Below are 24,790 nucleotides of genomic sequence, written 5' to 3'. Positions count from 1 at the left end.
CGTGTTGGTTGAGGCGGCGGGCGCCGTGACGCGCGCCACCGGCAGGCGCAGCACGCGCGGGTGCCGCGGCCGGTGACGCCAGCCGGGCGGCTGTCCGGCGCGGCTGCGCTCGTTCGCTCGCGCGCTGGCCCGACGCAGCAGCGCGTGACGTTCGCACCGCCACCGCGCGCCCGTTGCCCCCGCCCGCGCGGCGTGACATCGGACAGCTCGACCTCGCCGCCGAGGCGCGCAGCCGCGCTGAACGCAAGATACAGGCCGACCCCGTGCCCGCCCTGCGTGCTGTCGACCGGCATCGCGCCGAGCGATTCGCGCAATGCGGCCGGAATGCCGGGGCCGTCGTCGCATACTTCGAATTCGATCTGGTCGCCCGCCCGGTCGTTGTGCGCGAGCTTCGCGGCCAGCGTCACGCGGTGCGGGCTCGCCCGCGCGGCATTGTCGAGCAGAATCGTCAGGATCTGGCCGGCCGCCACCGTGTCGTCGAGCGCGACGCCTGACGGGCGCGCACCCAGCAGCTCGAACTGCACGTGCGGATGCCGCAGGCGCCAGTGCTCGACAAACGTGTCGAGCCAGTCATCCACCGGCTGGCGGCTCGCCGGCGCGCTCGCGCGACTGCGCAGCCGCGCGAGCGCCGACGTGCAGAGCGTCATCTGTTCTTCCAGCACCTTCAGGTCGCCCTCGTAGCGCGCGAGCCCCGGATCGGCGCGTGCCGCGTCGCGCAGTTCCTCCGCGAGCATCGCGATGGTCGACAGCGGCGTGCCCATCTCGTGCGCGACGGTGGCCGCCTGCACGCCGAGCGCGACCGCCCGCTCGTCGCGCAGCAGGTGCGCCTGCGCCTCGCCGAGCGCCGCATCGCGCTGGCGCAGCGCGTTCGACATGCGCGCGACGAACCATGCGATCAGCCCGACGCTGACCATGAAGTTCGCCCACATCCCGGTGCGGTAGTAGTCGAACAGGTTCGCCGGGTTATCCATGTTGAGCGGCACCGAATCGAAGCCGAGCGCCGCATAGCACGCGACCGCGAACGCCGCGAGCCAGATCATCAGGTGCCACGGCAGCACGGCCGCCGCGATCGCGAGCGACGGCAGGTACAGCGACACGAACGGGTTGGTCGTGCCGCCCGACAGGAACAGCAGCGCCGACAATGCGCCGAGGTCGACCCACAGCTGGCCGAGCAGCTCGAAATTGGTCTCGGGCCGCGCGCGCAGCACGCGCACCCAGGTCAGCGCGTTGAAAACGATTTCGAGCGCGATGACCATCAGCATCGCCGGCAGCGGCAGATGCACGCCGAAATAGGTCTGCACGACGCCGATCGTCACGAGCTGGCCGATGATCGCGAGATTGCGCAGCCAGAACAGGTGACTGAGGTTGACGCGCCCGGTGGTGGTGATTCGTTGCATCCGAGCAGTTTACCCGTTTAGCGCCCGGCGCCTCTACCGGGGGCCGGATCGGTGAGGACGAACGGAGCACCGGGCGAGCCGGCGTCGCATCGGGTTGCACGGGCCGGCAACCGTCAGCCGGCCGCACCGGCCATGCGTTGCGCGATCTCGTCGGCGAGGCACTCCGGACAGCGGCAACGCGTACCGGCTGCCGGCGGCGCGCCGCCGGGCACGGCCGGCATCGACGCACACCAGCACTCGAACGGCTGCGTGCCGGCGCCGCAGTCGAAGCCGCGCCCGCAGTGCGGGCAACGCGCTCGGCGCGGGGTCGAACGGGCGGCGGCGGCGGAATCGGTCATGGCTCAAGCGTGAAAGCGGGCATGCACGTCGCCCTACGCGACAAGCATAGCGCGGCGCACGGATTTTGCACGTCTGCCGTCCGGCCGATGCGTGCCGCCGACACCGCCGCACGCGCCGGGCGTCGCCCGGCTCGCGCCGCTGGCGCGGAGCCGCCGGGGGCCGGCTCAGAGCCCGGCGCAGGGTTCGGCCGCAGGGTCCGGCGCCATGGCCGGCGGGCCGCCGCGCGTGGCGCCGGGCCGCGCGATCGGCCGTCCGGCCAGCCCAAAAACCCGATGCTGCGCTGCGCCACTCCTGTACAATTCGCCCTGTTTCAACCGTTCCCAGCCAGAGCCGCCGCCATGTCCGAGCCCATCGACCTCTCGCAGATCGCCCCCACGCTGAAGGCAGAAATCCTCGCCGAGGCGCTGCCGTACATCCGCCGCTACCACGGCAAGACCGTGGTGATCAAATACGGCGGCAACGCGATGACGGAAGAGCGGCTCAAGCAGGGTTTCGCGCGCGACGTGATCCTGCTGAAACTGGTCGGCATCAATCCGGTGATCGTCCACGGCGGCGGTCCGCAGATCGATCATGCGCTGAAGAAGATCGGCAAGGCCGGCACCTTCATCCAGGGCATGCGCGTCACCGACGAAGAAACGATGGAAGTCGTCGAATGGGTGCTGGGCGGCGAAGTCCAGCAGGACATCGTGATGCTGATCAACCACTTCGGCGGCCATGCGGTGGGCCTGACGGGCAAGGACGGCGGCCTGATCCATGCTCGCAAGCTGCTGATGCCGGACCGCGACAATCCGGGCCAGTACATCGACATCGGCCAGGTCGGCGAAGTCGAGGCGATCAACCCGGCGGTCGTGAAGGCGCTGCAGGACGACGCGTTCATCCCGGTGATCTCGCCGATCGGCTTCGGCGAGGACGGCCTCTCGTACAACATCAACGCCGATCTGGTCGCGGGCAAGCTCGCCACGGTGCTGAACGCCGAGAAGCTGCTGATGATGACCAACATCCCTGGCGTGATGGACAAGGACGGCAACCTGCTGACCGACCTGTCGGCGCGCGAGATCGACGCGCTGTTCGAGGACGGCACGATCTCGGGCGGCATGCTGCCGAAGATCTCGTCGGCGCTCGACGCGGCGAAGAGCGGCGTGAAGTCGGTGCACATCGTCGACGGCCGCATCGAGCACTCGGTGCTGCTGGAAATCCTGACCGAGCAGCCGTTCGGCACGATGATCCGCTCGCATTGAGCGCGCGCCGCAAAACCACCGGTCCCGACCTGCCGGCGTCGCTGCGACGCCGGCGCATCTCCCGCAGCCGGCCGCGCGCCGGCTCGCCTGTCTGGCTGTTCGATCTCGACAACACGCTTCATCACGCATCGCACGCGATCTTCCCGGAGATCAACCGCGCGATGACGCAATACATCATCGACACGCTCCACGTCGGGCGCGTCGAAGCCGATCGCCTGCGCACCGGCTACACGCAGCGCTACGGCGCCGCGCTCCTCGGCCTTGCGCGCCATCATCCGATCGATCCGAACGACTTCCTGCGGGTCGTGCACACGTTTTCCGACCTGCCCGCGATGCTGCGCGCCGAGCGCGGCCTCGCGCGCATCATCGCCGCGCTGCCGGGCCGCAAGTTCGTGCTGACCAACGCGCCCGAGAACTACGCGCGCGCGGTGCTGCGCGAGCTGCGCATCGAACGGCTGTTCGAGCGCGTGATCGCGATCGAGCACATGCGAGACCGGCGTGCGTGGCGCGCAAAGCCCGATCACACGATGCTGCGCCGCACGCTGCGCGCCGCGCACGCGCGGCTCGCCGACGCGATCCTCGTCGAGGATACCCGCAGCCACCTGAAGCGCTACAAGCGCCTCGGCATCGGCACCGTGTGGATCACGGGCCACCTGCCGGGTCATCTGCCGAACATCGGCCGGCCGCATTATGTCGATCAGCGCATTCGTTCGTTAAAATCGCTGCGACTGGGCACACGATCGGGGCGACAAAAATGCAGCCGACTTACCCGCAGGACCAAGCCGTAACGGAAGACCAGGCCACGCCGTCCCGCCCGCGCCCGAAGCCGGGCGAGCGGCGCGTGATGATCCTGCAGACGCTCGCCGCGATGCTGGAGGCGCCGAAGCCCGAAAAAATCACGACGGCCTCGCTCGCGGCCCGGCTCGACGTGTCGGAAGCCGCGCTGTACCGGCACTTCTCCAGCAAGGCGAAGATGTACGAAGGGCTGATCGAGTTCATCGAGCAGGCGCTGTTCGGCCTCGTCAACCAGATCGTCGCGAAGGAGCCGAACGGCGTGCTGCAGGCACGCACGATCGCGCTGACGATGCTCAATTTCGCCGCGAAGAACCCCGGCATGACGCGCGTGCTGACCGGCGAGGCGCTGGTCGGCGAGGACGAGCGGCTCACCGAGCGCGTGAACCAGCTCGTCGACCGAATCGAGGCGACCGTCAAGCAGTGCCTGCGGGTCGCGCGCACCGAATCCCAGGCGCCCGACGGCGCGGCGCCGTTCGTGCTGCCGGCCGATTACGATCCCGCCGCGCGCGCAAGCCTGCTCGTCAGCTATGTGATCGGCCGGTGGCATCGCTTTGCAAAAGGCGGGTTCCAGAAGCCGCCCGGGGAACAGGCCGATGCGCATTTGCGGTTGATTCTGCAGTGATGCCCGGCGCGCACGCGCAAATCGACGCACGATCCGGCACATCCGCGTAACGGCCGCCCACCACTGAATCAAGCGCCATTTCCGGTTTGAGCGGCCCGATGCAGGCCACGCCCATCCATGCGCACTTTGCCCGGGCGTCGTCAGCCTTTGTGACGATCGACACGACTGACGAACGAACCGATGCAGCCACGCACTTGAATGGGCGCCATTAATTATCAGGATTCCTCTTCATTAACCTGCATCTGTGGCGCCCGCTCAAGGCCACATCCCGCCAGCATCCGCCGCCAACTCGCCCGGGCGTTCGCAACGTCCCCCCCTCAACCCCACTGAATGCCCCCTGCCCCGCTCCGACTGCACCCGCGCCCAGCGACGATGTGCACCGAGCCCGTATGTCTGACGATTTTTAAAAGAAATTAGTACTTGACCTAATAAATCCACAAGCAGATTAGTAATCGTCCAATTCTTTCAACTCCCTTAAAAATCAACAATATCCCCCGTTTCCTGTCGCCGCTTCAGTTCCGTTTCAACGACGTCGACAGACAGCGTTCAGGAAACGTCGGTGCGTCGTCCTTCGACGCAGGACTCCTTACTAACGGGTACTTTCATGTCCAAAAAAGCACTTCCCATTCTGATCGCGGCAGCGGGTCTCCTGGCCGTTGCTTCGTCGGCCCAGGCAGCCGACGGCACGATCACGATCACCGGCGAGATCACTGCCCAGACCTGCAACATCTCCGGCGACGGCGGCGGCAAGGACTTCACCGTCACGCTGCCCAACGTGTCGACGTCGGCGCTGAGCGCGCCTGGCTCGACGGCCGGCCGCAAGCCGTTCCGCATCGCACTGTCGAACTGCTCGCCGAACTCGGGCAATGCATCGGTGTACTTCGAGCCGGGCACGACCGTCAACGCGCAGACGGGCCAGTTGTTCAACGCGACCGGTGATGCGAAGAACGTCGAGGTCGGCCTGCTGAACAAGGACGGCTCGAGCATCAAGCTCGGAGCGGCCCTGGCGCAGCAAAACTCGCAGGTCGTTCCGATTTCCGGCGGCGCGGCAACCCTCGACTACTACGCGCAGTACGTCGCAACCGGCGGTTCCGCCACGGCCGGCTCGGTCGGCACGTCGGTCATGTACTCGGTCTCGTATCAGTAATCCGGTCTCGCGACGGCGGCCCGTGCGCAGCGCACGGGCCGCACCCAACCGGCGGTATGCGATCTGTCTATCTACAAGGAGAATTCGGTGATGGTGATGCCAATCAACTGGCGCTCGAGCGTGGGTGCCGCGGCGCTGGTCGCATCGATGTCCGGCATGGGCGCGGCAGACGCGAGCGTGGTCATCAGCGGGACACGCGTGATCTATCCGGAGAAGGAGCGCGAAGTCACGGTCAAGTTGACCAACAATGGCGACAGGCCGTCACTCGTGCAGGCCTGGGTGGACGACGGCAACGCGAACGCGCTACCTGACGATTCGAAAGTGCCGTTCACGCTGACCCCGCCGTTGTTCCGCCTCGATCCGAACAAAGGCCAGAGCCTGCGGCTGATCTACACGAAGGAACCGCTCGCGCAGGACAAGGAAACGCTGTACTGGCTCAACGTCCTCGACGTTCCGCCACAGGCCACCGACGATCCGGACGCCCCCAACTTGCTGCAGCTCGCGTTCCGTTCGCGCATCAAGCTGTTCTTCCGTCCTGCCGCACTGCAAGGCGTGGCCGACGAGTCCGCGGAGAAGGTGACCTGGAACTTCGCGCCGCAGGCCGACGGTGGCTATGCATTGCAGGCGAAGAACCCGACGCCCTACCACGTGACGTTCACCAGGCTGACCGTCAAGTCCGGCGGCGCAACGTGGAGCAACGACAAGGGCGGCATGGTCAAGCCCGGCGCCACCGAGCAGTTCGACGTCGGCAACGTGCCGTCGCTGCCTGGCGGACCGATCGAGGTCGACTACACGTTCCTCAACGACTACGGCGGCGGCGTCGAAGGCAACTACGCGCCAAGGAAAGCGCACTGACGCCACTCGCCCGTCCCTGACTCCACCCGTCGCTGGCGCGCCGACGCAGCAATCGCATCGGCGCAGGCAATCCGTCGTTCGCATCATGCAGATGCGGCATTAATACATCTCATTCATGCGAACAAATTATCAGCACCGAACACTCGAAGCGCCACCGCGTTTCCCGCTCAAGCCGGGCTATCTGCTCGTCACCGCGGCGCTCGGCAGCTGGGCTGCCGATACGCTCGCCGCACCGGCGGACGGTCTCGAAGTCGCGCAGGTTCAGTTCAACGACACGCTGATGATGAAGCCGCGCGGGCAGCGGCTCGACCTCGATCGTTTCTCGAAAGGCAATCCGGTTCCGGCGGGCGACTATCTGGTCGATCTCTACGTCAACGGCACGTGGAACGGCCGTTCGACGGTACGCTTCAGCGCGGCCCAAGGCACGGACAACGCGACGCCATGCTTCGATCGCGCGCTCGTGACCCGGCTGGGCCTCGACGATCAGGCGCTGACCGACACCGGGCGCGCCGAACTGGCCCGCGTGCTGGCAGGAGCATGCACGGACGTCGACAAGCTGGTCGCCGACGCGACGGTCGAATTCGACATGTCGGAACTGCGCCTGAACGTGAGCGTTCCGCAGGCGGCGCTGTTGCGCAATCCGCGCGGCTACGTGAGCCCGGAACTGTGGGACAACGGCGTACCGAGCGCGACGCTCAAGTACAACGCGAACGCGTACCGCAACGCGTCGTCGGGTTACGCAAGCACGCAGGCGTACGTGGGGCTGAATGCGGGCGTGAACGTCGGGAACTGGCATTTCCGGCACAACGGCTCCTATACGTCGCAATCGCAGGGCGAGAACCGCTATCAAGCGCTGAACACGTACGTTCAGCGCGACCTGCCGGCCTGGCGCAGCCAGTTGAAGATCGGCGAGACGTACACCGACGGCACGCTGTTCAACAGCGTGGGCATGCGCGGCGTCACGCTCGAGACCGACGATCGCATGCTGCCCGATTCGATGCGCGGCTATGCGCCGGTGATTCGCGGCGTCGCGACCAGCAACGCGCACGTCACCGTCGTGCAGAACGGCGCCGTGCTGTACGAAACGAACGTCGCGCCGGGGCCGTTCGAAATCAACGACCTGTACGCGACGGGCTACGGCGGCAACCTGCTCGTCACCGTCACCGAGGCCGACGGCAAGAAGCGCAGCTTCACGGTGCCGTATTCGGCCGTCGTGCAATCGCTGCGCCCTGGCGTCTCCCGCTTCGGCATCGCACTCGGCCAATTGCGCGAGCCGCAACTCGATCGTCATCCGAATTTTGCTCAGGCCACCTATCAGCGCGGCATCAGCAACCTGATGACGGGTTACGTCGGCGCGATCGTCGCTGAAAACTATCTGGCCGGGCTGGTCGGCGCGGCGTTCAACACGCCGGTCGGCGCGCTCGCCGTCGACGTCACGCACGCCAGTGCGCGCATCGCGGGCGTGTCGGCGGCGAGTGGGCAAAGCGTGCGCGTGAGCTACAGCAAGTCCGTCGAGGCGACCGGCACGAACATCGCAGTCGCCGCGTATCGCTACTCGTCCCGCGGCTACTGGGAGCTGCGCGACGCGATGTACGCTCGCGAACAGGCGGCAGCAGGCGCAGATCCGAACAACGCCTACCGGCAACGCAACCAGGTTCAATTGACGCTGAACCAGACGCTCGGCGAAGGGCGCGGCAGCCTGTTCGCCGTGGGCTCGACTTCCAGTTACTGGAATCGCAAGGGCACGACGACGCAGTTCCAGCTCGGCTACAACAACAGCCTGCGGATCGGCGGCGTCAACCTGAGTTACAACCTGTCCGTTTCGCGGCAGCGCGACGGCTACACGGGCCGCCTGAACAACCAGGTGTACGCCAACGTGACGGTTCCGCTCGGCCGGCGGTCGTACGCGCCGACACTGTCCTCGAGCATCGCGCACGACAGCAATGGCGGTGCGACCGGGCAAATGTCGCTGACCGGTTCCGTCGGGCAGTCCAATGCGTTCTCGTATGGGGTCAACGTCAACACCGGTGGGCGCACGACTTCGGGCGGCGGCAACGCGCAGTATCGCAGCCCGTTTGCGACGCTCTCGGGCAGCGCGAGCGGTGGCAACGGCTACTCGAGCGTGTCCGTCGGCGTGTCGGGTGCTGTCGTCGGCCATGCGGGCGGCCTCACGCTCGCCAACGACCTCGGAGAAACGGCTGCGATCGTCGAGGCGAAGGATGCCGTCGGCGCGCGCGTCACGAACGGCACGGACATCCGGATCAACCGGCGCGGCTATGCGGTGCTCCCGTACCTGACGCCGTACCAGATGAACACCATCGAGCTCGATCCCAAAGGCATTCCTCTCGATGTCGAAATGATCTCGACCAGCGAACGGATCGCGCCGCGCGCGAATTCGGTCGTGAAGGTTCGCTTCGCGACGGTCAGCGGGCGAGCGGCGTTGTTGACAGTGCGCCAGCCGAACGGGGCGCCGCTGCCATTCGGGACCAGCGTTACTGACAGCGAAGGCAAGCATGTCGGGACCGTGGGGCAAGGCGGACACCTGTTCGTCCGAGGCGCGGAAGAAACCGGCACGCTCACGGCGAAATGGGGCAATCGATCCACGGACAACTGCGCATTCACCTATCAGTTACCGATCAAGGACGTGAAGGGTGTCGCTTATGCGCGTACCGATGCGGTCTGTGACTACAGCGTGCCGAAGGCCCACACGCCCGTCGATACGATCGAGCCGAGTGCGTTGCCGCATACCGGTGCAGAGACTCGCCTAATCGAACGCAAGGGCATCGCGAGCAGCGTCCGCGGCAACGCAAGCGCCGATGCGCTGAATGGAGAGAAATTTAAATGAAATTTCATGTTAACAGTCGAGCGATCGGCGCCCTTAAATTCATTATCTTTTTATTTTTTTCATGGATAGACGCCAATCAGCTTGCACACGGTCAAATGTGCAATTTTCCGGGTAACAATAATACGGCCAGCTTTCCGTTCTTCACCTTCAATAACCCGTCCCTTCCATTCGACGCACCGGACGGAGCAGTGCTTGCAACAGCGATAATCGAACAGCCATTCGAATGCCCAGCCGCGCCGGATGGTATTGGAGGTTACAGCCTGGAATACCTCACCCTGCTACATCCGACACAGTTCCCCGATGTCGGCAGATACGGCGGCACAAGCAATGCGCACTGGTACGTTGGTTATAGAGTAACCAATATGGCCACTGGAAAGGTATTCAATATATCTGGCTACACTCCCCAGGAGTGGGCTCCGCCAATTACCTCCACCAAGCCAGTTACGGGTTCGTTCAGAGCGAAGATAGAACTGATAAAAATAAGCGACAACCTATACAACGTAAAAGAATGGCCATATGGACTAGCACATGTTGGCCGTTTCAGCATCAGAAAACGAGCGCAACCCAGCGCATATATCGACCGAAATTTAACGCTTGGACCAAAACGCGAAAATCTCAAACCCATGCCCGAGAGTTGCACCATCGTGAATTCGTCGGTGGACGTGCGATTGCCGCCGGTCAGTTCGGGCAAGCTGGGTCATGTGGGCGCTTCCGCAGGCGAGACGGGTTTCAACATCGGACTGAATTGCAGGTCCGGCTCGAATGTATACGTGACCTTGACGGATCTGACCGACCCAGGCAACACAGGTGACCAGTTGACGCTGACCCAGGATTCGACGGCGAAAGGCGTGAAGTTGCGCATATCGCGAAATGGGCAGCCGGTTCGCTATGGTCCCGATTCGCGTCTTCCCGGCAATCCGAACCAGTGGTATGTCGGCCCGTCGGTTTCGACGTCGAATATTCCTCTGACCGCGCAATACATCGCCGACGGTCCGGTATCCGGTGGAACCGTGAAGGGAGTCGCCACTTTCACCATGAGCTATCAGTGATCGCGCGGGTCCCTTGTTATCCCGAATTCCAGGGTAGCGATGCGTGTTCGAGACGAAGTCGCGCAACGCAAGATTTCCCCGGCAAGCCGCCGACAGGCGGCTGAAACAGGCTTCTGGTTAGCAATCCGAAGGGGCTGAATCAGGAGGCCATCGAAGGAAGAAGTCGCGAGTCACGGAAGGTACCGCGAAGTCGGCGGCAGGGACTCGACGACGGAATCCGCTTTTCTACTCACGTACTAAAGGAATTGACATGAAACTCGCATTCTCCAGCATCGCCGTTCTCACCGTCGCTGCCGCGGCAGCAATGCCTGCCGTATCGCACGCCGCGGACGGCACGATCACGATCAACGGCAAGATCGGCACGCAGACCTGCACGATCGACGGCAACGGCACCGGCGGCAAGGACTTCACCGTGGCACTGCCGAAGGTGTCGACGTCGGCGCTCGTCAACGGCGGTTCGACGGCCGGCCGCACGCCGTTCAAGATCAGCCTGAAGAACTGCTCGCCCGCAAGCGGCAATGTCTACACGCACTTCGAGGCGGGCACCACGGTCAACTCGACGACGGGTCAGCTGTTCAACGTAACGGGTACCGCGAAGAACGTCGAAGTCGGCCTGCTCAACGGCGATTCGTCCAATATCGCCCTGGGCAAGGCCGATGCAAACTCGAAGGCTGTCGCGCTGGCGAACGGCTCCGCGGAACTCCCGTACTACGCGCAGTACGTCGCAACGGGTGGGTCTGCGGGCCAGGGGACGGTGAATACGTCGGTGATGTACTCGATCATGTACCAGTAAGAAACGGCGATCCGGCGCGCGTCCCGCGTGCGCCGGTTCGTTCCCGGGGCGCGACAGGATGCGCGCCCCCGCCTTCCGATGGCTGTCGTATACACACAGTCGCTCGGCGGCCGTCCATTCGCGCCCGGACAACTTCGGCACTCGCGCGGCCAGCACCGCACACCATTCGTTTCGCATCGCCCCCCGAATCGGCTGGAAACATGCACGCCCGATCGCGTGCATCCGTCCAGTACGCCATCCGCTCTCGTCGAATACCCCGCAGGCAATCACGACCGATCGAATAGCGCGCGTCGAAAGATCCGCACATTTCGCGCGTGCTCCGTGCCGCCGCCCGCCAGGCAGGCAACCGCAAAAATTCGAACTCGTCCAATTTCAAAATAGCCTTAACAAGATCATCTTCATCTACTTGAGATAAATTAAGGTGATCAGGTGAACCGCAGTCATTTCACTTTTTTTCACGCGCGCATCGGCCGGCGTGTCTTGCATTCCGCGCTGCTTGCCGGCGCGGCAATGCCGTGGGCGTCGACGGCGCAGGTCGTCGGCGGCGGCCCGCAACGCGCGGACGGCATCGCGCTCGAAGTCGCACCGGGTGACTATTCGACGACCGAATCCGCCAAGGCAGTGCTTTCCGCCGTCAACGGCGGGACGCTGACGACCCTCGGCAAGACCCGCCTGTTCACGACCGGCTACGGCTCGGCCGGCGCTGCCGCAGAGGGCACCGGGTCGCGCGTCGTGCTGCGCGATACGGAAATCCGTACGCGCGGCGGATCGAGCTCGGGCATCGAGCTTCGTTACGGCGGCAGCGCATCCGCCGAGCGCATCTCCATCGATACCGACGGCGACTACGCGCACGGCACATTCATCGACGGCACCAACGGCCGGCTGTCGCTCTCCGACAGCGTGATCGTGACGCGCGGCAAGGACGCATCGGGCATCGCGACGATCCTGGTTCCGGGTGGCACGATCGACGTGGCCGACACGCTGATCCGCACCCTGTTCGGGACCGGCCTGTCCCTCAGCTACGGCGGCGTCCGGGCCACGCTGAAGCGCACCGATATCCGCACCGATGGCGACTATGGGTCGGTGCTGTACATGCCGGGCGCATCCACCGTCGCCTTCAGCGACTCGCATCTCGAAACGAGCGGATACGCGGCGCTCGGCGTGGATACCCGCGAGGGTAGCGTCGAGCTCGAACGCACGGGCGTCGTCACGCACGGCATCAGTTCGCACGGCCTTTACGCGTCGAAGGAGTACACCGACACACCCTTCATCGACGCCACCGATACGCACGTGACGACCACCGGCAAGGGCTCGATCGGCGTGGTCGCCCGGCTCGGCGGCAAGGTCGCGATGACACGCGGCGACATCGTGACGAGCGGTGAACGCTCGCTCGGCGCGCTGTCCGCTGGTGCGGGCTCCGTCGCCTCGCTCGCCGATACGAGCGTCGAGACGCACGGCACCGCAGCCTCCGCGTTGTATGCGAGTGTCGGCGGCGCCGTCGATCTGCTGCGCAGCGACGCCCGCACGACCGGCGCCGGCGCCTATGGGGCGGCCGTCTACGGCGGCACGCTGACGATCGACGACGGCACGCTCGTCAGCGAGCGCCATGGTGCAATCGACGCATCCAATGCGACGATCACGCTGCAAAACGGCACACGCGCGATCGGCGGCAACGGCAAGCTGCTGTCCGTCCATGCCGAGTCGGGTGCGCCCGTGCGCCTGACGCTCGACACGAATGCCGTCGCGGACGGCGACATCGTCAACCATCCGGCCGACGACGGCAGCCCGACGCCCTCCGTGACCGACGTCACGCTGTCGAACGCGTCCGCATGGACCGGCGCGACCCACGCCGTCCGCACACTGGCGCTCGACGCGGACAGCCTCTGGACCATCACCGACGACTCGTCGGTCGGCACCGTCGCGCTGAACGATTCGACGATCGCATTCGACGCGCCGCTGGCCGGTGTGCCGCCGACGCCGCGCACGCTCGTGGTGACGGGCGACTATGCGGCGCGCAACGGCAAGCTGGTCCTCCATACGACGCTGCAGGACGATGCGTCGCCCACCGACCGCCTCGTGATCGACGGCGGCCACGCATCGGGCGACACCGGTATCGTCGTGAAGCGCGCGGGCGGCGACGGCGCGGCGACGACCATCGGCGTCCCGCTCGTCGAAACGCGCAATGGCGGCACGACAGATGCGACTGCGTTCACGCTCGATGCAGCGTCGGACGGCTACCGGACCGGCTTCGGCACGTTGTCGGCAGGCGGCTACGATTACATGCTCAAACGTGGCGGCGATGGCGGACAGGCGGAAGACTGGTATCTCGTCTCCGCGGCAAAGCCACAGCCGCCGGAACCGCCCGATCCGCCGGCTCCACCGATCGAGCCGGAAGTCATCCCCCCGCCTCCGCGCGCCGCCGCCCCGGAACCCGACGCGTATCTGGCAAACGCGGATGCCGCAGCGACGATGGCGATTCATTCGCTGCATCAGCGCAACGATCGCTCGCTACGCACCGAAGCCACAGGCCCGCTCGACGGCGCCATCTGGCTGCGTGCCGAAGGCCAGACGACATCGATGTCCGGCGGCAACCGCAGCGTGTCGGGCAACGGTCGCCTGATTCACGCGGGCGCAGACCTCCTCCGCTTCGACGACGGCCGTGGCGGCAGCGTGCGCATCGGCGCAATGGGCATGTACGGCAGCCAGACCAACTGGTCGACACGCCCGCTGTGGAATGCGATCGAGGGGCGTGTCACGAACGCCACCGCGCGCGGCAGCGTGGCCGGCTACAACGTCGGTGTGTACGGCACGTGGTACGGCAGCCGCGACATCCTGACCGGCCCTTACGTCGATGCCTGGTTCATGTACGGCGCCTACGCGAACAGCGTCGGCGGCAGCCTTGCGGCCGATTCGTACCGGTCGCGCACCGTGACCGGCTCGATCGAGACCGGCTATTCACTCGGGTTCTACGAGCGCGGCGACACGCGGTTCTTCGTCGAGCCCGAAGCGCAACTCGTCGTGACCGACTATCGCGCGGACGCGCACGGCACCGCCGGTGGCCGCCTCGACGGCCAGGGCGCAACCGACGTGCTCACCCGCCTCGGCGTACGCGTGCACGGCGTGACCGCGATGTCGCTCGGCCGCGAGCTGCGCCCGTTCATCGAGGCGAATTGGTGGCACGGCCCCGGCTCGCGCACGCTGACGCTCGACCGCAATGCGTTCTCGTTCAGCGTGCCGCGCGACCGCGCGGCGTTCCGGGTCGGCGCGACGGGCCAGGTGTCGAAGCGCTTCGCGATATCGGCGAGCCTCGGCGTGGAGGCAAACCTGTCCGACTATGCGGTGGTCAAGGGCGAGCTGGCCGCGAAGTATCGCTGGTGACGGGGCGCGCCTGGCGCCGCCTGTTCCCCACGCAGGCGGTTCCGGGCGGCCCGGTGGGTCCACAGGGCCGGGCCGCCGGCCGCCCAGCACACCTCCCGAATCCGCGCCCCGCAATTTCCGCTATACTTTGCCGACTTGCCGCCCCCTTGGCGGCAGGCCGGAAGCGCGCCGATTTGCTGACTCGATTGCGGGCGCGCGAACCGGCCGGGGCCTTGACGCGTCGATGCGTCGTTCCCCGGCGGTTCACTACAAATGCGGCTAAAGAGGTCGTCAGCCGCGCACCTTCGACTCCGCGCCTCGCCGACACCATTTAGCCGCCCAGTCATATGGCATAAGGCGGAACGAATGGAATCGATCGGCATCGTCGCTCCACAGACCATGCACTTCGCCGAACCGCTGCGCTTGCAAAGCGGCAGCGTGATCGGCAACTATCAGCTCGTCGTCGAGACGTACGGCGAGCTCAACGCCGCGCGCTCGAACGCGGTGCTCGTCTGCCACGCGCTCAACGCGTCGCACCACGTCGCCGGCGTCTACGCGGACGATCCGCGCAGCACCGGCTGGTGGGACAACATGGTCGGCCCCGGCAAGCCGCTCGACACCAACCGCTTCTTCGTGATCGGCGTGAACAATCTCGGGTCGTGTTTCGGCTCGACCGGCCCGATGAGCATCGATCCGTCGACCGGCAAACCGTACGGCGCGCGCTTCCCCGTCGTCACCGTCGAGGACTGGGTGCACGCGCAGGCGCGCGTCGCCGACGCGTTCGGCATCGAGCGCTTCGCCGCCGTGATGGGCGGCAGCCTCGGCGGGATGCAGGCGCTCGCGTGGAGCCTGATGTATCCGGAGCGCGTCGCGCACTGCATCGACATCGCGTCGACGCCGAAGCTGTCCGCGCAGAACATCGCGTTCAACGAGGTCGCGCGCTCGGCGATCCTGTCCGATCCCGACTTCCACGGCGGCGACTACTACGCGCACGGCGTGAAGCCGAAGCGCGGCCTGCGCGTCGCGCGGATGATCGGCCACATCACGTACCTGTCCGACGACGACATGGCCGAGAAATTCGGCCGTGCGCTGCGCCGCGCGGACGGCGCGCTCGACGCGTACAACTTCAGCTTCGACGTGGAGTTCGAGGTCGAGTCGTACCTGCGCTACCAGGGCGACAAGTTCGCCGACTACTTCGACGCGAACACCTACCTGCTGATCACGCGCGCGCTCGACTACTTCGATCCGGCGAAGGCGTTCGACGGCAACCTGACGGCCGCGCTCGCGCACACGCAGGCGAAATACCTGATCGCGAGCTTCTCGACCGACTGGCGCTTCGCGCCGGCGCGTTCGCGCGAAATCGTGAAGGCGCTGCTCGACAACAAGCGCACGGTCAGCTACGCGGAAATCGACGCGCCGCACGGCCACGACGCGTTCCTGCTCGACGACGCGCGCTATCACAACCTGCTCCGCGCGTATTACGAACGAATCGCCATCGAGGTGGGGGCATGAACCAGCAAGCACTGAATTCCCTGTCCGCCCGCGCGGACTTCCGCGCGATCGCCCGCTGGGTCGAACCGCGCGCGACCGTGCTCGACCTCGGCTGCGGCGACGGCTCGCTGCTGTCGCTGCTGTCGGAAGAACTCGACGTGTCCGGCTACGGGATCGAACTGAACGACGCGGGCGTGCTCGCGAGCGCGAAGAACGGGATCAACGTGATCCAGCAGAACCTCGAGGACGGCCTGCGCCTGTTCGAGGATCACAGCTTCGATTTCGCGATCCTGTCGCAAACCCTTCAGACGATCCACCAGACGGCCGCGATCCTGCGCGAAACCGCGCGCGTCGGACGCGAATGCATCGTGTCGTTCCCGAACTTCGGCTACTGGGCGCACCGGTTGTCGGTGCTGCGCGGCCGGATGCCGGTGTCGAAGTCGCTGCCTTACCAGTGGCACAACACGCCGAACGTCCGGGTGCTGACGATCAAGGATTTCGAGGCGCTCGCGCCCGAAGTCGGCGTCACGATCCTCGACCGCATCGTGCTGCACGAAGGCCAGCCGATTCGATGGGGAGCGAACTGGCGTGGTAGTCTTGCTGTCTATCGCGTCAAGCGCAGCTGAGCCGGGGGGCCGTTGACGGACGCCGACGGCCCGCACGCACGTACGGCCGCGCTCCTGTGCTACCCGCGCTGCCGCCTGCGCTGCCGCCGCCATCAGTCAACGCTACCCAGTTTCCGTCCATGTCCAAAACGCCACACGAGGCGCCCGCACTCACCGCTCACGAGGATCACCCCGGCTGGCGCGCCTATCTGAACACGCACATGCTGATCTGCGTGTTCCTGGGCTTCACGTCGGGGCTGCCCCTGTTCACGCTCGTCTACCTCGTGCAGGCATGGCTGCGCTCCGAGGGCGTGAACCTGAAGGAAATCGGCCTGTTCGCGCTGATCCAGTTCCCGTATACGTGGAAGTTCCTGTGGGCGCCGCTGATGGACCGCTACATCCCGCGCCTGCCCGGCTGGCGGCCGGGCCGCCGGCGCGGCTGGATGGTGCTCACGCAGGTGCTGGTCGCCGGCGCGATCGCCGCGCTCGGCTTCGTGTCGCCGCGCGACTCGATCTGGACGGTCGCCGCGCTCACGACGCTCGTCGCATTCTTCGGCGCAAGCTCCGACATCGTGATCGACGCCTATCGCCGCGAACTGCTGCGCGACACCGAGCAAGGCCTCGGCAACGCGGTGCACGTGAACGCATACAAGCTCGCCGCGCTGATCCCCGGCTCGCTGGCGCTGATCCTGTCCGACCACATGCCGTGGGACGCCGTGTTCGCGCTCACCGGCGCGTTCATGCTGCCGGGCATCCTGATGACGCTGCTCGTGCGCGAACCGGAAGTCGTCGGCGCGCCGCCGCGCAACCTGCGCGACGCGATCGTGCTGCCGTTCCGCGAATTCATCCAGCGCGACGGCTGGAGCGGCGCGCTGCTCGTCATCGCGTTCATCTTCCTGTTCAAGATCGGCGACACGATGGCCACCACGCTGTCGACGTCGTTCTTCCTCGACATCGGCTTCACGCGCACCGAGATCGGCATCGTCGCGAAGACCACCGCGCTCGTCGCGAGCGTCGCCGGCGGCATCATCGGCGGCGTCTGGCTCGTGAAGATCGGGATCGGCCGCGGGCTATGGATCTTCGGCGCGCTGCAGATGGTGTCGACGCTCGGCTTCGCATGGCTCGCGCAACTCGGCCCCGGCTCGCCAGTGCTCGCGATGCTGTACGACTTCACGGTATCGACGAGCCACGCGATCGCGGCGGCGCTGTCCGTGTTCGGCATCACCGTCACGCCGCAATTCAGCCCGATGACGGTCGCGCTCGCGATCGTCTACGGCGTCGAAACCTTCACGACCGGCCTGACGATGGCCGCGTTCGTCGCGTATATCGCGAGCACGACCGATCCGCGCTACACGGCCACGCAGTTCGCGCTGTTCACGAGCCTCGCGTCCGTGCCGCGCACCCTCGCATCGGCCGCGAGCGGCTTCATCGTCGCGAAGATCGGCTGGTTCGACTACTTCATCGTGTGCACCGCGCTCGCGATCCCCGGCATGCTGCTGCTGTTCAAGATCGCGCCGTGGAACGGCACCGCGCGCAACGGCGAGGCCAGCCGTGCGCAATGACCGCCTGCATCGCGTGGCGCGCGTCGTCGCCGCGCTGGGCGTCGGCTTCGCGACGCTCGGTGCGGCGGGAAGCGCTCATGCGTCCGACACCGTTGCGGCCATGGCCGGCTCCGCGCCCGCTGCCCCGGCATCGCCGTCCACGCCGGCTGCAGCCGCTCCCCCGCCTGCAGCCGAAGCCGCGCAGCCGACCGGCGCCGCCGTGCCCGCGAAAGCCTATACGCCGACGCCGCAGCAGGTTCGCTACGGCAATGCGATCGCGTTCCGCACGCTGATCCCGTCGCCGCTGCTCGAACAACTCACCGCGAACGAATACGCGCAGATCGTCCAGGCCGCCGCCGACAGCGACCGCCTGCTGCCCGCGAACCAGCCGCGCGTGAAGCGGCTGCGCGCGATCGTCATGAAGCTCGCGCCGTATTCGGTGAAGTGGAACGATCGTGTGAAGAGCTGGGCGTGGGACGTCAACGTGATCCGCTCGCGCGACATCCGCATCACCTGCCTGCCGGGCGGCAAGGTGCTCGTGTACGGCGGGCTGCTCGATCGCGTCCGCCTGAACGACGATGAGTTCGGCGTACTGATCGCACACGGCATCGCGCACGCGCTGCGCGAACACGCGCGCAGCAATTTCAGCGCGACGTCGCAAACGTCGCTGCGCGCGGCCACGCTGCCGCCGCTGTTCGGCGTCGGCGATCCGCTGCCGCAGGCGCTGAACCTCGGCGAACGCCTGCAGACGCTGCGCTACGACCCGACCGACGAAACCGAAGCCGACGTGATCGGCGGCGACATCGCCGCCCGCGCGGGTTTCGATCCGCGCGCGGCGATCACGCTGTGGGACAAGCTCGCGGCGGCGACGCGCGCGAACAAGACGTCGGGCTTCATCTACATGCATCCGTACAGCGCCGCGCGGCGGCAGGATCTGCTGAACCGCCTGCCGGACCTGATGCCGCTGTATGCGAAGGCGACGGCCAAACGCGTCGACACGCTGCCCGACTACGCGGGCATCAGCGCGCAGCGGCGCAAGGTCGTGCGGCGCTGAGCGCCGCACCCGGCGGCTCCCCGCCGGGAATCGCCGGCACGCATCACCGGCGCACGAGGCCAGGCGCTACGCGCCGACTTCCGACTCGACCGGCCGGCTGCCGATTTCGCGCATCCAGCGTACTTCGTCTCCCGGGCTGCGGCCGAACAGCCGCTTGAACTCGCGGCTGAACTGCGACGCGCTCGCATAACCGACCCGTGCCGACGCCGCACCCGCGCCGAGACCGTCCTGCACCATCATCAACCGGGCCTGGTGCAGGCGCGCGGCCTTCACATACTGCATCGGCGACGTCGCCGTCACGTGCTTGAACTGCGCGTGGAACACCGCAACGCTCATCCCGGCCTCGCGCGCGAGCGTCTCGACGTCGAGATCTGCCTTCAGGTCCGCATGGATGCGCCGCAGCGCCTTCGCGATGCGGCCGAAATGATGCTGCTGGACGAGCGCCGCCCGAATCGCGTCGCCCTGCGCCCCCGTCAGCACGCGGTATGCGATCTCGCGCATGATCGCCGGCCCGAGCACGCACGTGTCGTGCGGCGACGCGAGCGCTTCGAGCAGCCGCACCACCGCGTCGGCGAGCGGCGCATCGAGCGGCGTCGAATAGACGCCGTGCGGCTCGCTGACTGAAGCACCCAGCGTCTCGTCGAGCAGGATCGCGAGTTCGGCGATCACCGCGAGATCGACGCGGATCGAGATCGCGAGAAACGGCTCGTCCATGCTCGCGAAGGTCTCGCATTCGAACGGCAGCGGCACCGACAGCACGAGATACTGCTGCGCGTCGTAGACGAACGAGCGGTCGCCGAGATAGCCGAGCTTGCGGCCCTGGCACACGACGATGATGCTCGGTTCGTACAGCACCGGCATGCGCGGCACGGGGCGGTTCACGCGGAAGAAGCGCACGCCGTCGAGCGCCGCCGGCGTATCGCCCTCGTTCGGCGCGAGACGCGCATGCAGCTCAATCATGCGGCGCCGCACACGGTCGCCCGTGTCGTCGAAAAGGGGTTGGAAGCTCACGGGCGTCGTCCTGTCCGGCAAGAGAATCAGGCTCGCAATGTAGCACCTTGAAAGCGTTTTGACGGCCGTTCGCGTGCAATTCGAGAGGAATAGGCAAATCTTCGAGACCTTCGTGTATTTCGCCGACGCGGCTCGCTCCTTACGATGGGCACCTGTCTCGCCGCGTCGCCACATGATGCGGTGGCAGTCTGATTCGCCGGACTTTTTGCCGGACAAGGAGCCCCCTGCATGAGCACAACCTACGCTTACGCGGCGACCGACGCGCGCTCGCCGCTCGCCCCGTTCGAATTCCAGCGCCGCGCGCTGCGCGACCTCGACGTCCAGATCGCGGTGCTCTACTGCGGCGTCTGCCACTCGGACCTGCACCAGGCCCGCAACGAATGGCGCAACACGATCTACCCGGTCGTGCCGGGCCATGAAATCGTCGGCCGCGTGACCGCGACCGGCCCGCAGGTTTCGCGCTTCAAGGTCGGCGAGCTGGCCGGCGTCGGCTGTCTCGTCGATTCGTGCCGCACCTGCCCGAGCTGCGCGGAAGGCCTCGAGCAGTATTGCGAGAACGGCTTCGTCGGCACCTACAACGGCCAGGACCGCGTGACCGGCGACATCACGTACGGCGGCTATTCGACACAGCTCGTCGTCGACGAGGCGTTCGTGCTGCGGGTGCCCGAGACGCTCGACCCGGCCGGTGCCGCGCCGCTCTTGTGCGCGGGGATCACGACTTATTCGCCGCTGCGCCAGTGGAACGTCGGGCCCGGCAAGAAGGTCGGGATCGTCGGCCTGGGCGGCCTCGGTCACATGGGCGTGAAGCTCGCGCGCGCGATGGGCGCGCACGTCGTGCTGTTCACGACGTCGCCGTCGAAGATCGAGGACGGCAAGCGTCTCGGCGCGCATGAGGTGGTGATCTCGAAGGACGAAGCGCAGATGAACGCGCACCTGAACAGCTTCGATTTCATCCTGAACACGGTCGCCGCGCAGCACGACCTGAACCCGTTCCTGCACCTGCTGAAGCGCGACGGCACGATGACGCTCGTCGGCGCGCCGGAGCACGATCACCCGTCGCCGCAGGTATTCAACCTGATCTTCAAGCGCCGCCGCCTCGCGGGCTCGCTGATCGGCGGGATCGCGGAAACGCAGGAAATGCTCGACTTCTGCGCGGAGCACGGCATTACGTCGGATATCGAAACGATTCCGATGCAGCAGATCAATGCCGCTTACGAGCGGATGCTGAAGAGCGACGTGAAGTACCGGTTCGTGATCGACATGGCGTCGATCAAGCAGTAAGCGACGCACCAAACGAAACGGGGCCGCATGTTCGACATGCGGCCCCGTTTTGCGTCCGGTGACCGGACGACTTGGCAGCGACGCGAAGCGCGCCGCGCCGACGCTCACTTCTTGTAGTCGTAATCCACCGTCAGCGGCGCGTGATCGCTGAACTTGATGTCCTTGAAGATCGACGTGCGCTTCGCGGTGCCGGCCACGCCCGGCGTCGCGATCTGGTAATCGATCCGCCACCCGACGTTCTTCGCGTACGCCTGGCCGCGATTGCTCCACCACGTGTACTGCTCGGGGCGCGGATCGAGCGTGCGGAACACGTCGACGTAGCCGACATCGTCGAACAGCTGCGTGAGCCACGCGCGCTCTTCCGGCAGGCAGCCCGAATTCTTCTGGTTGCTCTTCCAGTTCTTGATGTCGATTTCCTTGTGCACGATGTTCACGTCGCCGCACAGGATCACCTCGCGCTTCTTCTTCAGCTCGGCGAGGTGCGGCATGAACTCGTCCATGAAGCGGTACTTCGCCTGCTGGCGCTCTTCGCCGCTCGAGCCGGACGGCACGTACACCGACACGACCGACAGCTTGCCGTAGCGCGCCTCGACGTAGCGCCCCTCGGAGTCGAATTCGCTGCTGCCGAAGCCGATGATCACGTCATCGGGCTCGTGGCGGCTGTACACGCCCGCGCCGCTGTAGCCCTTCTTCTCGGCGTGATGGAAGTAGCTCCTGAAGCCGTGCGGCTCGACGAATTCGGCCGGCAGGTCGTCGGCCGATACCTTGATTTCCTGCACGCACACGCAGTCGGCATTCTGTTCGCCGAGCCATTCGAAGAAGCCCTTCTTCGCGGCGGAGCGGATGCCGTTCAGGTTGGCGGTAATCACTCGCATCATGTCGGGTTCCGTTGTTCAGTTCAGTTCGATGTGGTTGCGGGATCGCAGCCTAGCGGATCTTCACGCCTTCGAGTTCCGGCTTCGGCGGCGGGAATTCGAGCTTCATGTCGGTCATCGTGCGCAGCAGCAGCTCGGCGATCATCACGTTGCGGTGCGTCTTCGAGTTCGCCGGGATCACGTACCACGGCGCATGCTCGGCCGACGTCGCGGCGAGCGCATCGCGGTACGCCGACTGGTACGCCTCCCAGTGCTTGCGCGCGTCGAGATCGGCGATGTCGAACTTCCAGTGCTTGGTCGGATCGTCGATGCGCGCCTGCAGCCGCTCGCGCTGCTCGTCCTTCGAGATGTGCAGGAAGCACTTGACGATCGTCGTGCCGTTCTCGAACAGCATCGTCTCGAAATCGCGGATCTGCCGGTAGCGGCGCTCGCATTCCTTGTCATCGATCGCGCCGATCACGCGCGGCACGAGCACGTCTTCGTAGTGGCTGCGGTTGAAGATCGCGAGCTCGCCCGCGGCCGGTACCTGCAGATGCACGCGCCAGAGGAAGTCGTGCGCGGCCTCGATCGGCGTCGGCGCCTTGAACGACACGACGCGCAGGCCGAGCGGATCGACCTCGCGGAACACGGCGCGCACGGTGCCGTCCTTGCCGCTGGTATCCATCCCCTGCAGCACGAGCAGCACGCGCTTCTTCTGCTGCGTGTGCAGGCGCTCCTGCTGGACGTCGAGCTCGGTCGATACGGCGGACAGCCGTTCGCGGTCGGCGTCCTTCGACCCCGACGAAAACGGCTTCGCGGCCGGATCGAACGCATCGAGCTTGAATGCGGCAGCTTCCTTCTCGCGCGTGCTGTACGGCACGCGGAAATCGTCGAGCGACGGTTGTTTCGCCATTCGTTCCTCCGTTGGACGGTGCGATGCACACGCGCACACGATAACGCATGCACCAAAACGACGGGCCGCCCCGAACAGGTTCGGCGGCGGCCCGTGGTCAGGCGCGGTTCAGGCGCGCGGCCATGCTCAGCCGAGTTTCTTCTTCAGCAGCTCGTTGACCTGCTGCGGATTGGCCTTGCCCTTGGTCGCCTTCATCGCCTGGCCGATCAGCGCGTTGAACGCCTTTTCCTTGCCCGCGCGGAACTCCTCGACCGACTTCGCGTTCGCCGCCAGCACCTCGTCGATGATCGCTTCCAGCGCGCCGGTGTCGGAAATCTGCTTCAGGCCCTTCGCGTCGATGATGCGGTCGGCCGCGCCTTCGTCGGTCGCCTTCTCGTCCCAGATCGTCGCGAAGATTTCCTTCGCGATCTTGTTCGAGATCGTGCCGTCGGCGATGCGCTGCAGCACCAGCGCGAGCTGCGCGGCCGACACGGGAATCGCGTCGATCTCGATGCCGTCGCGGTTCAGCTGCGACGACACGTCGCCCATCAGCCAGTTCGCGGCGATCTTCGCGTTCGCGGCGCCGGCCTTCGCGACCACCGCCTCGAAGTAGGCAGCCATCGCCTTGCTCGACGTCAGCACGCCCGCGTCGTACGCGGACACGCCGTACTGCTCGACGAAGCGCTGCTGCATCGCGGCCGGCAGCTCGGGCATGCCGGCCTGCACGCGCTCGACCCAGTCACGGCCGATCACGAGCGGCATCAGGTCGGGGTCGGGGAAGTAGCGGTAGTCGTGCGCGTCTTCCTTGCTGCGCATCGAACGCGTCTCGCGCTTGTCCGGATCGTAGAGGCGCGTTTCCTGCACGACTTCGCCGCCGTCCTCGATCAGCTCGATCTGGCGGCGCACTTCGTAGTTGATCGCCTCTTCAAGGAACCGGAACGAGTTCAGGTTCTTGATCTCGGCACGCGTGCCGAACTTTTCCTGGCCGACCGGGCGCACCGACACGTTCGCGTCGCAGCGGAACGAGCCTTCCTGCATGTTGCCGTCGCAGATGCCGAGCCACACGACGAGCGCGTGCAGCGCCTTCGCATACGCGACGGCCTCGGCCGCGCTGCGCATTTCCGGCTCGGTGACGATCTCGAGCAGCGGCGTGCCCGCGCGGTTCAGGTCGATCCCGGTCATCCCGGCGAAGTCTTCATGCAGCGACTTGCCCGCATCTTCCTCGAGGTGCGCGCGGGTCAGGTTGACGGTCTTTTCGTACGCTTCCTTGCCGGCCTTTTCGTTGGCGGGCACCTGGATCGTGATCTGGCCGCCCTGCACGACCGGAATCTCGTACTGGCTGATCTGATAGCCCTTCGGCAGATCGGGGTAGAAGTAATTCTTGCGCGCGAAGATGCTGCGCGGCGCGATGGTCGAGCCGATCGCGAGGCCGAAGCGGATCGCGCGCTCGACCGCGCCGCGGTTCAGCACCGGCAGCACGCCCGGCAGCGCCAGGTCGACCGGGCAAGCCTGCGTGTTCGGCTCCGCGCCGAACTGCGTCGACGCGCCCGAGAAAATCTTCGAGACGGTCGACAGTTGCGCGTGCGTCTCGAGACCGATGACGACTTCCCATTGCGTAGTCATT

19 protein-coding genes and 1 pseudogene are annotated in these 24,790 nt (G+C 66.2%); 14 read left to right on the top strand and 6 right to left on the bottom strand.

Annotated elements, in window-relative coordinates:
* Positions 1-182: 182 nt before the first annotated feature.
* A pseudogene (locus PL79_RS12095) lies at positions 183-1,397 on the bottom strand (ATP-binding protein); the annotation flags it as partial.
* A 113-nt stretch (positions 1,398-1,510) separates the two neighbouring features.
* Positions 1,511-1,735: a cysteine-rich CWC family protein gene (locus tag PL79_RS12090; RefSeq protein WP_044847839.1), complete on the bottom strand. Its 225-nt coding sequence runs from the start codon at positions 1,733-1,735 to the stop codon at positions 1,511-1,513.
* Positions 1,736-2,074: 339 nt separating this feature from the next.
* Here PL79_RS12090 and argB point away from each other — a divergent pair, with 339 nt between their 5' ends.
* From argB to PL79_RS12015, 13 genes are all read left to right on the top strand, one after another.
* The gene (gene argB / locus PL79_RS12080) at positions 2,075-2,974 is read left to right on the top strand and encodes an acetylglutamate kinase (protein WP_006490510.1); all 900 of its coding nucleotides are present in this window, start codon (positions 2,075-2,077) and stop codon (positions 2,972-2,974) included.
* Entirely contained in the window at positions 2,971-3,762 is a 792-nt protein-coding gene (locus PL79_RS12075; RefSeq protein WP_044847838.1) for an HAD-IA family hydrolase, read from the top strand. Before argB ends, PL79_RS12075 begins: the two co-directional genes overlap by 4 nt.
* Positions 3,729-4,391: a nucleoid occlusion factor SlmA gene (gene slmA / locus PL79_RS12070; protein WP_044847837.1), complete on the top strand. Its 663-nt coding sequence runs from the start codon at positions 3,729-3,731 to the stop codon at positions 4,389-4,391. Before PL79_RS12075 ends, slmA begins: the two co-directional genes overlap by 34 nt.
* Before the next feature lie 604 nt (positions 4,392-4,995).
* Entirely contained in the window at positions 4,996-5,538 is a 543-nt protein-coding gene (locus PL79_RS12065; RefSeq protein ID WP_044847836.1) for a fimbrial protein, read from the top strand.
* A gap of 90 nt (positions 5,539-5,628) precedes the next feature.
* Complete coding sequence (locus PL79_RS12060; RefSeq protein ID WP_044847835.1) at positions 5,629-6,393, top strand: fimbrial biogenesis chaperone; 765 nt, start codon at positions 5,629-5,631, stop codon at positions 6,391-6,393.
* Positions 6,394-6,508: 115 nt separating this feature from the next.
* A complete protein-coding gene (locus PL79_RS12055) occupies positions 6,509-9,238 on the top strand; it encodes a fimbria/pilus outer membrane usher protein (RefSeq protein ID WP_044847834.1) in 2,730 nt (909 codons plus the stop codon).
* Positions 9,235-10,287 carry a fimbrial protein gene (locus PL79_RS12050; protein WP_082088708.1) on the top strand — a complete coding sequence of 351 codons (1,053 nt, stop codon included), beginning with the start codon at positions 9,235-9,237 and terminating at the stop codon, positions 10,285-10,287. Before PL79_RS12055 ends, PL79_RS12050 begins: the two co-directional genes overlap by 4 nt.
* 250 nt (positions 10,288-10,537) lie before the next feature.
* A complete protein-coding gene (locus PL79_RS12045) occupies positions 10,538-11,080 on the top strand; it encodes a fimbrial protein (RefSeq protein ID WP_044847833.1) in 543 nt (180 codons plus the stop codon).
* Between the two features lie 510 nt (positions 11,081-11,590).
* A complete protein-coding gene (locus tag PL79_RS12040) occupies positions 11,591-14,458 on the top strand; it encodes an autotransporter family protein (RefSeq protein ID WP_082088710.1) in 2,868 nt (955 codons plus the stop codon).
* Positions 14,459-14,803: 345 nt separating this feature from the next.
* Positions 14,804-15,949 (top strand): homoserine O-succinyltransferase MetX, encoded by a 1,146-nt coding sequence (gene metX / locus PL79_RS12030; protein ID WP_044847831.1) that lies wholly within the window; start codon positions 14,804-14,806, stop codon positions 15,947-15,949.
* A complete protein-coding gene (metW, locus tag PL79_RS12025; protein WP_044847830.1) occupies positions 15,946-16,554 on the top strand; it encodes a methionine biosynthesis protein MetW in 609 nt (202 codons plus the stop codon). Before metX ends, metW begins: the two co-directional genes overlap by 4 nt.
* A 119-nt stretch (positions 16,555-16,673) precedes the next feature.
* Entirely contained in the window at positions 16,674-18,095 is a 1,422-nt protein-coding gene (locus tag PL79_RS12020) for an AmpG family muropeptide MFS transporter (protein ID WP_044847829.1), read from the top strand.
* Positions 18,085-19,128, top strand: coding sequence for a M48 family metallopeptidase (locus PL79_RS12015; protein ID WP_044847828.1), 1,044 nt, complete (start codon positions 18,085-18,087; stop codon positions 19,126-19,128). The genes PL79_RS12020 and PL79_RS12015 overlap by 11 nt, the downstream gene beginning before the upstream one ends.
* 66 nt (positions 19,129-19,194) lie before the next feature.
* On the opposite strand, the gene PL79_RS12010 is transcribed toward PL79_RS12015, so the two are convergent.
* Positions 19,195-20,139 (bottom strand): AraC family transcriptional regulator, encoded by a 945-nt coding sequence (locus PL79_RS12010; RefSeq protein ID WP_044847827.1) that lies wholly within the window; start codon positions 20,137-20,139, stop codon positions 19,195-19,197.
* A gap of 228 nt (positions 20,140-20,367) precedes the next feature.
* On the opposite strand from PL79_RS12010, the gene PL79_RS12005 reads away from it, so the two are divergent.
* Positions 20,368-21,420: an NAD(P)-dependent alcohol dehydrogenase gene (locus tag PL79_RS12005; protein WP_044847826.1), complete on the top strand. Its 1,053-nt coding sequence runs from the start codon at positions 20,368-20,370 to the stop codon at positions 21,418-21,420.
* A gap of 104 nt (positions 21,421-21,524) precedes the next feature.
* Here the strand turns inward: PL79_RS12005 and PL79_RS12000 are convergent, their stop codons facing one another.
* The 3 genes from PL79_RS12000 to gatB form a co-directional block, all read right to left on the bottom strand.
* Positions 21,525-22,298, bottom strand: a complete 774-nt coding sequence (locus PL79_RS12000; RefSeq protein ID WP_044847825.1) for an exodeoxyribonuclease III — start codon at positions 22,296-22,298, stop codon at positions 21,525-21,527.
* A 49-nt stretch (positions 22,299-22,347) separates the two neighbouring features.
* A complete protein-coding gene (locus tag PL79_RS11995) occupies positions 22,348-23,187 on the bottom strand; it encodes a polyphosphate kinase 2 family protein (RefSeq protein WP_044847824.1) in 840 nt (279 codons plus the stop codon).
* A 126-nt stretch (positions 23,188-23,313) separates the two neighbouring features.
* Positions 23,314-24,789 (bottom strand): Asp-tRNA(Asn)/Glu-tRNA(Gln) amidotransferase subunit GatB, encoded by a 1,476-nt coding sequence (gene gatB / locus PL79_RS11990; protein WP_044847823.1) that lies wholly within the window; start codon positions 24,787-24,789, stop codon positions 23,314-23,316.
* Between the last annotated feature and the right edge of the window lies 1 nt (position 24,790).

This window comes from Burkholderia sp. USMB20, from assembly GCF_000949135.2.
Taxonomy (GTDB): Bacteria; Pseudomonadota; Gammaproteobacteria; order Burkholderiales; family Burkholderiaceae; genus Burkholderia.
Note: the sequence above shows the minus strand (reverse complement) of the source record. Positions and strands in the feature narration are given on the sequence as shown.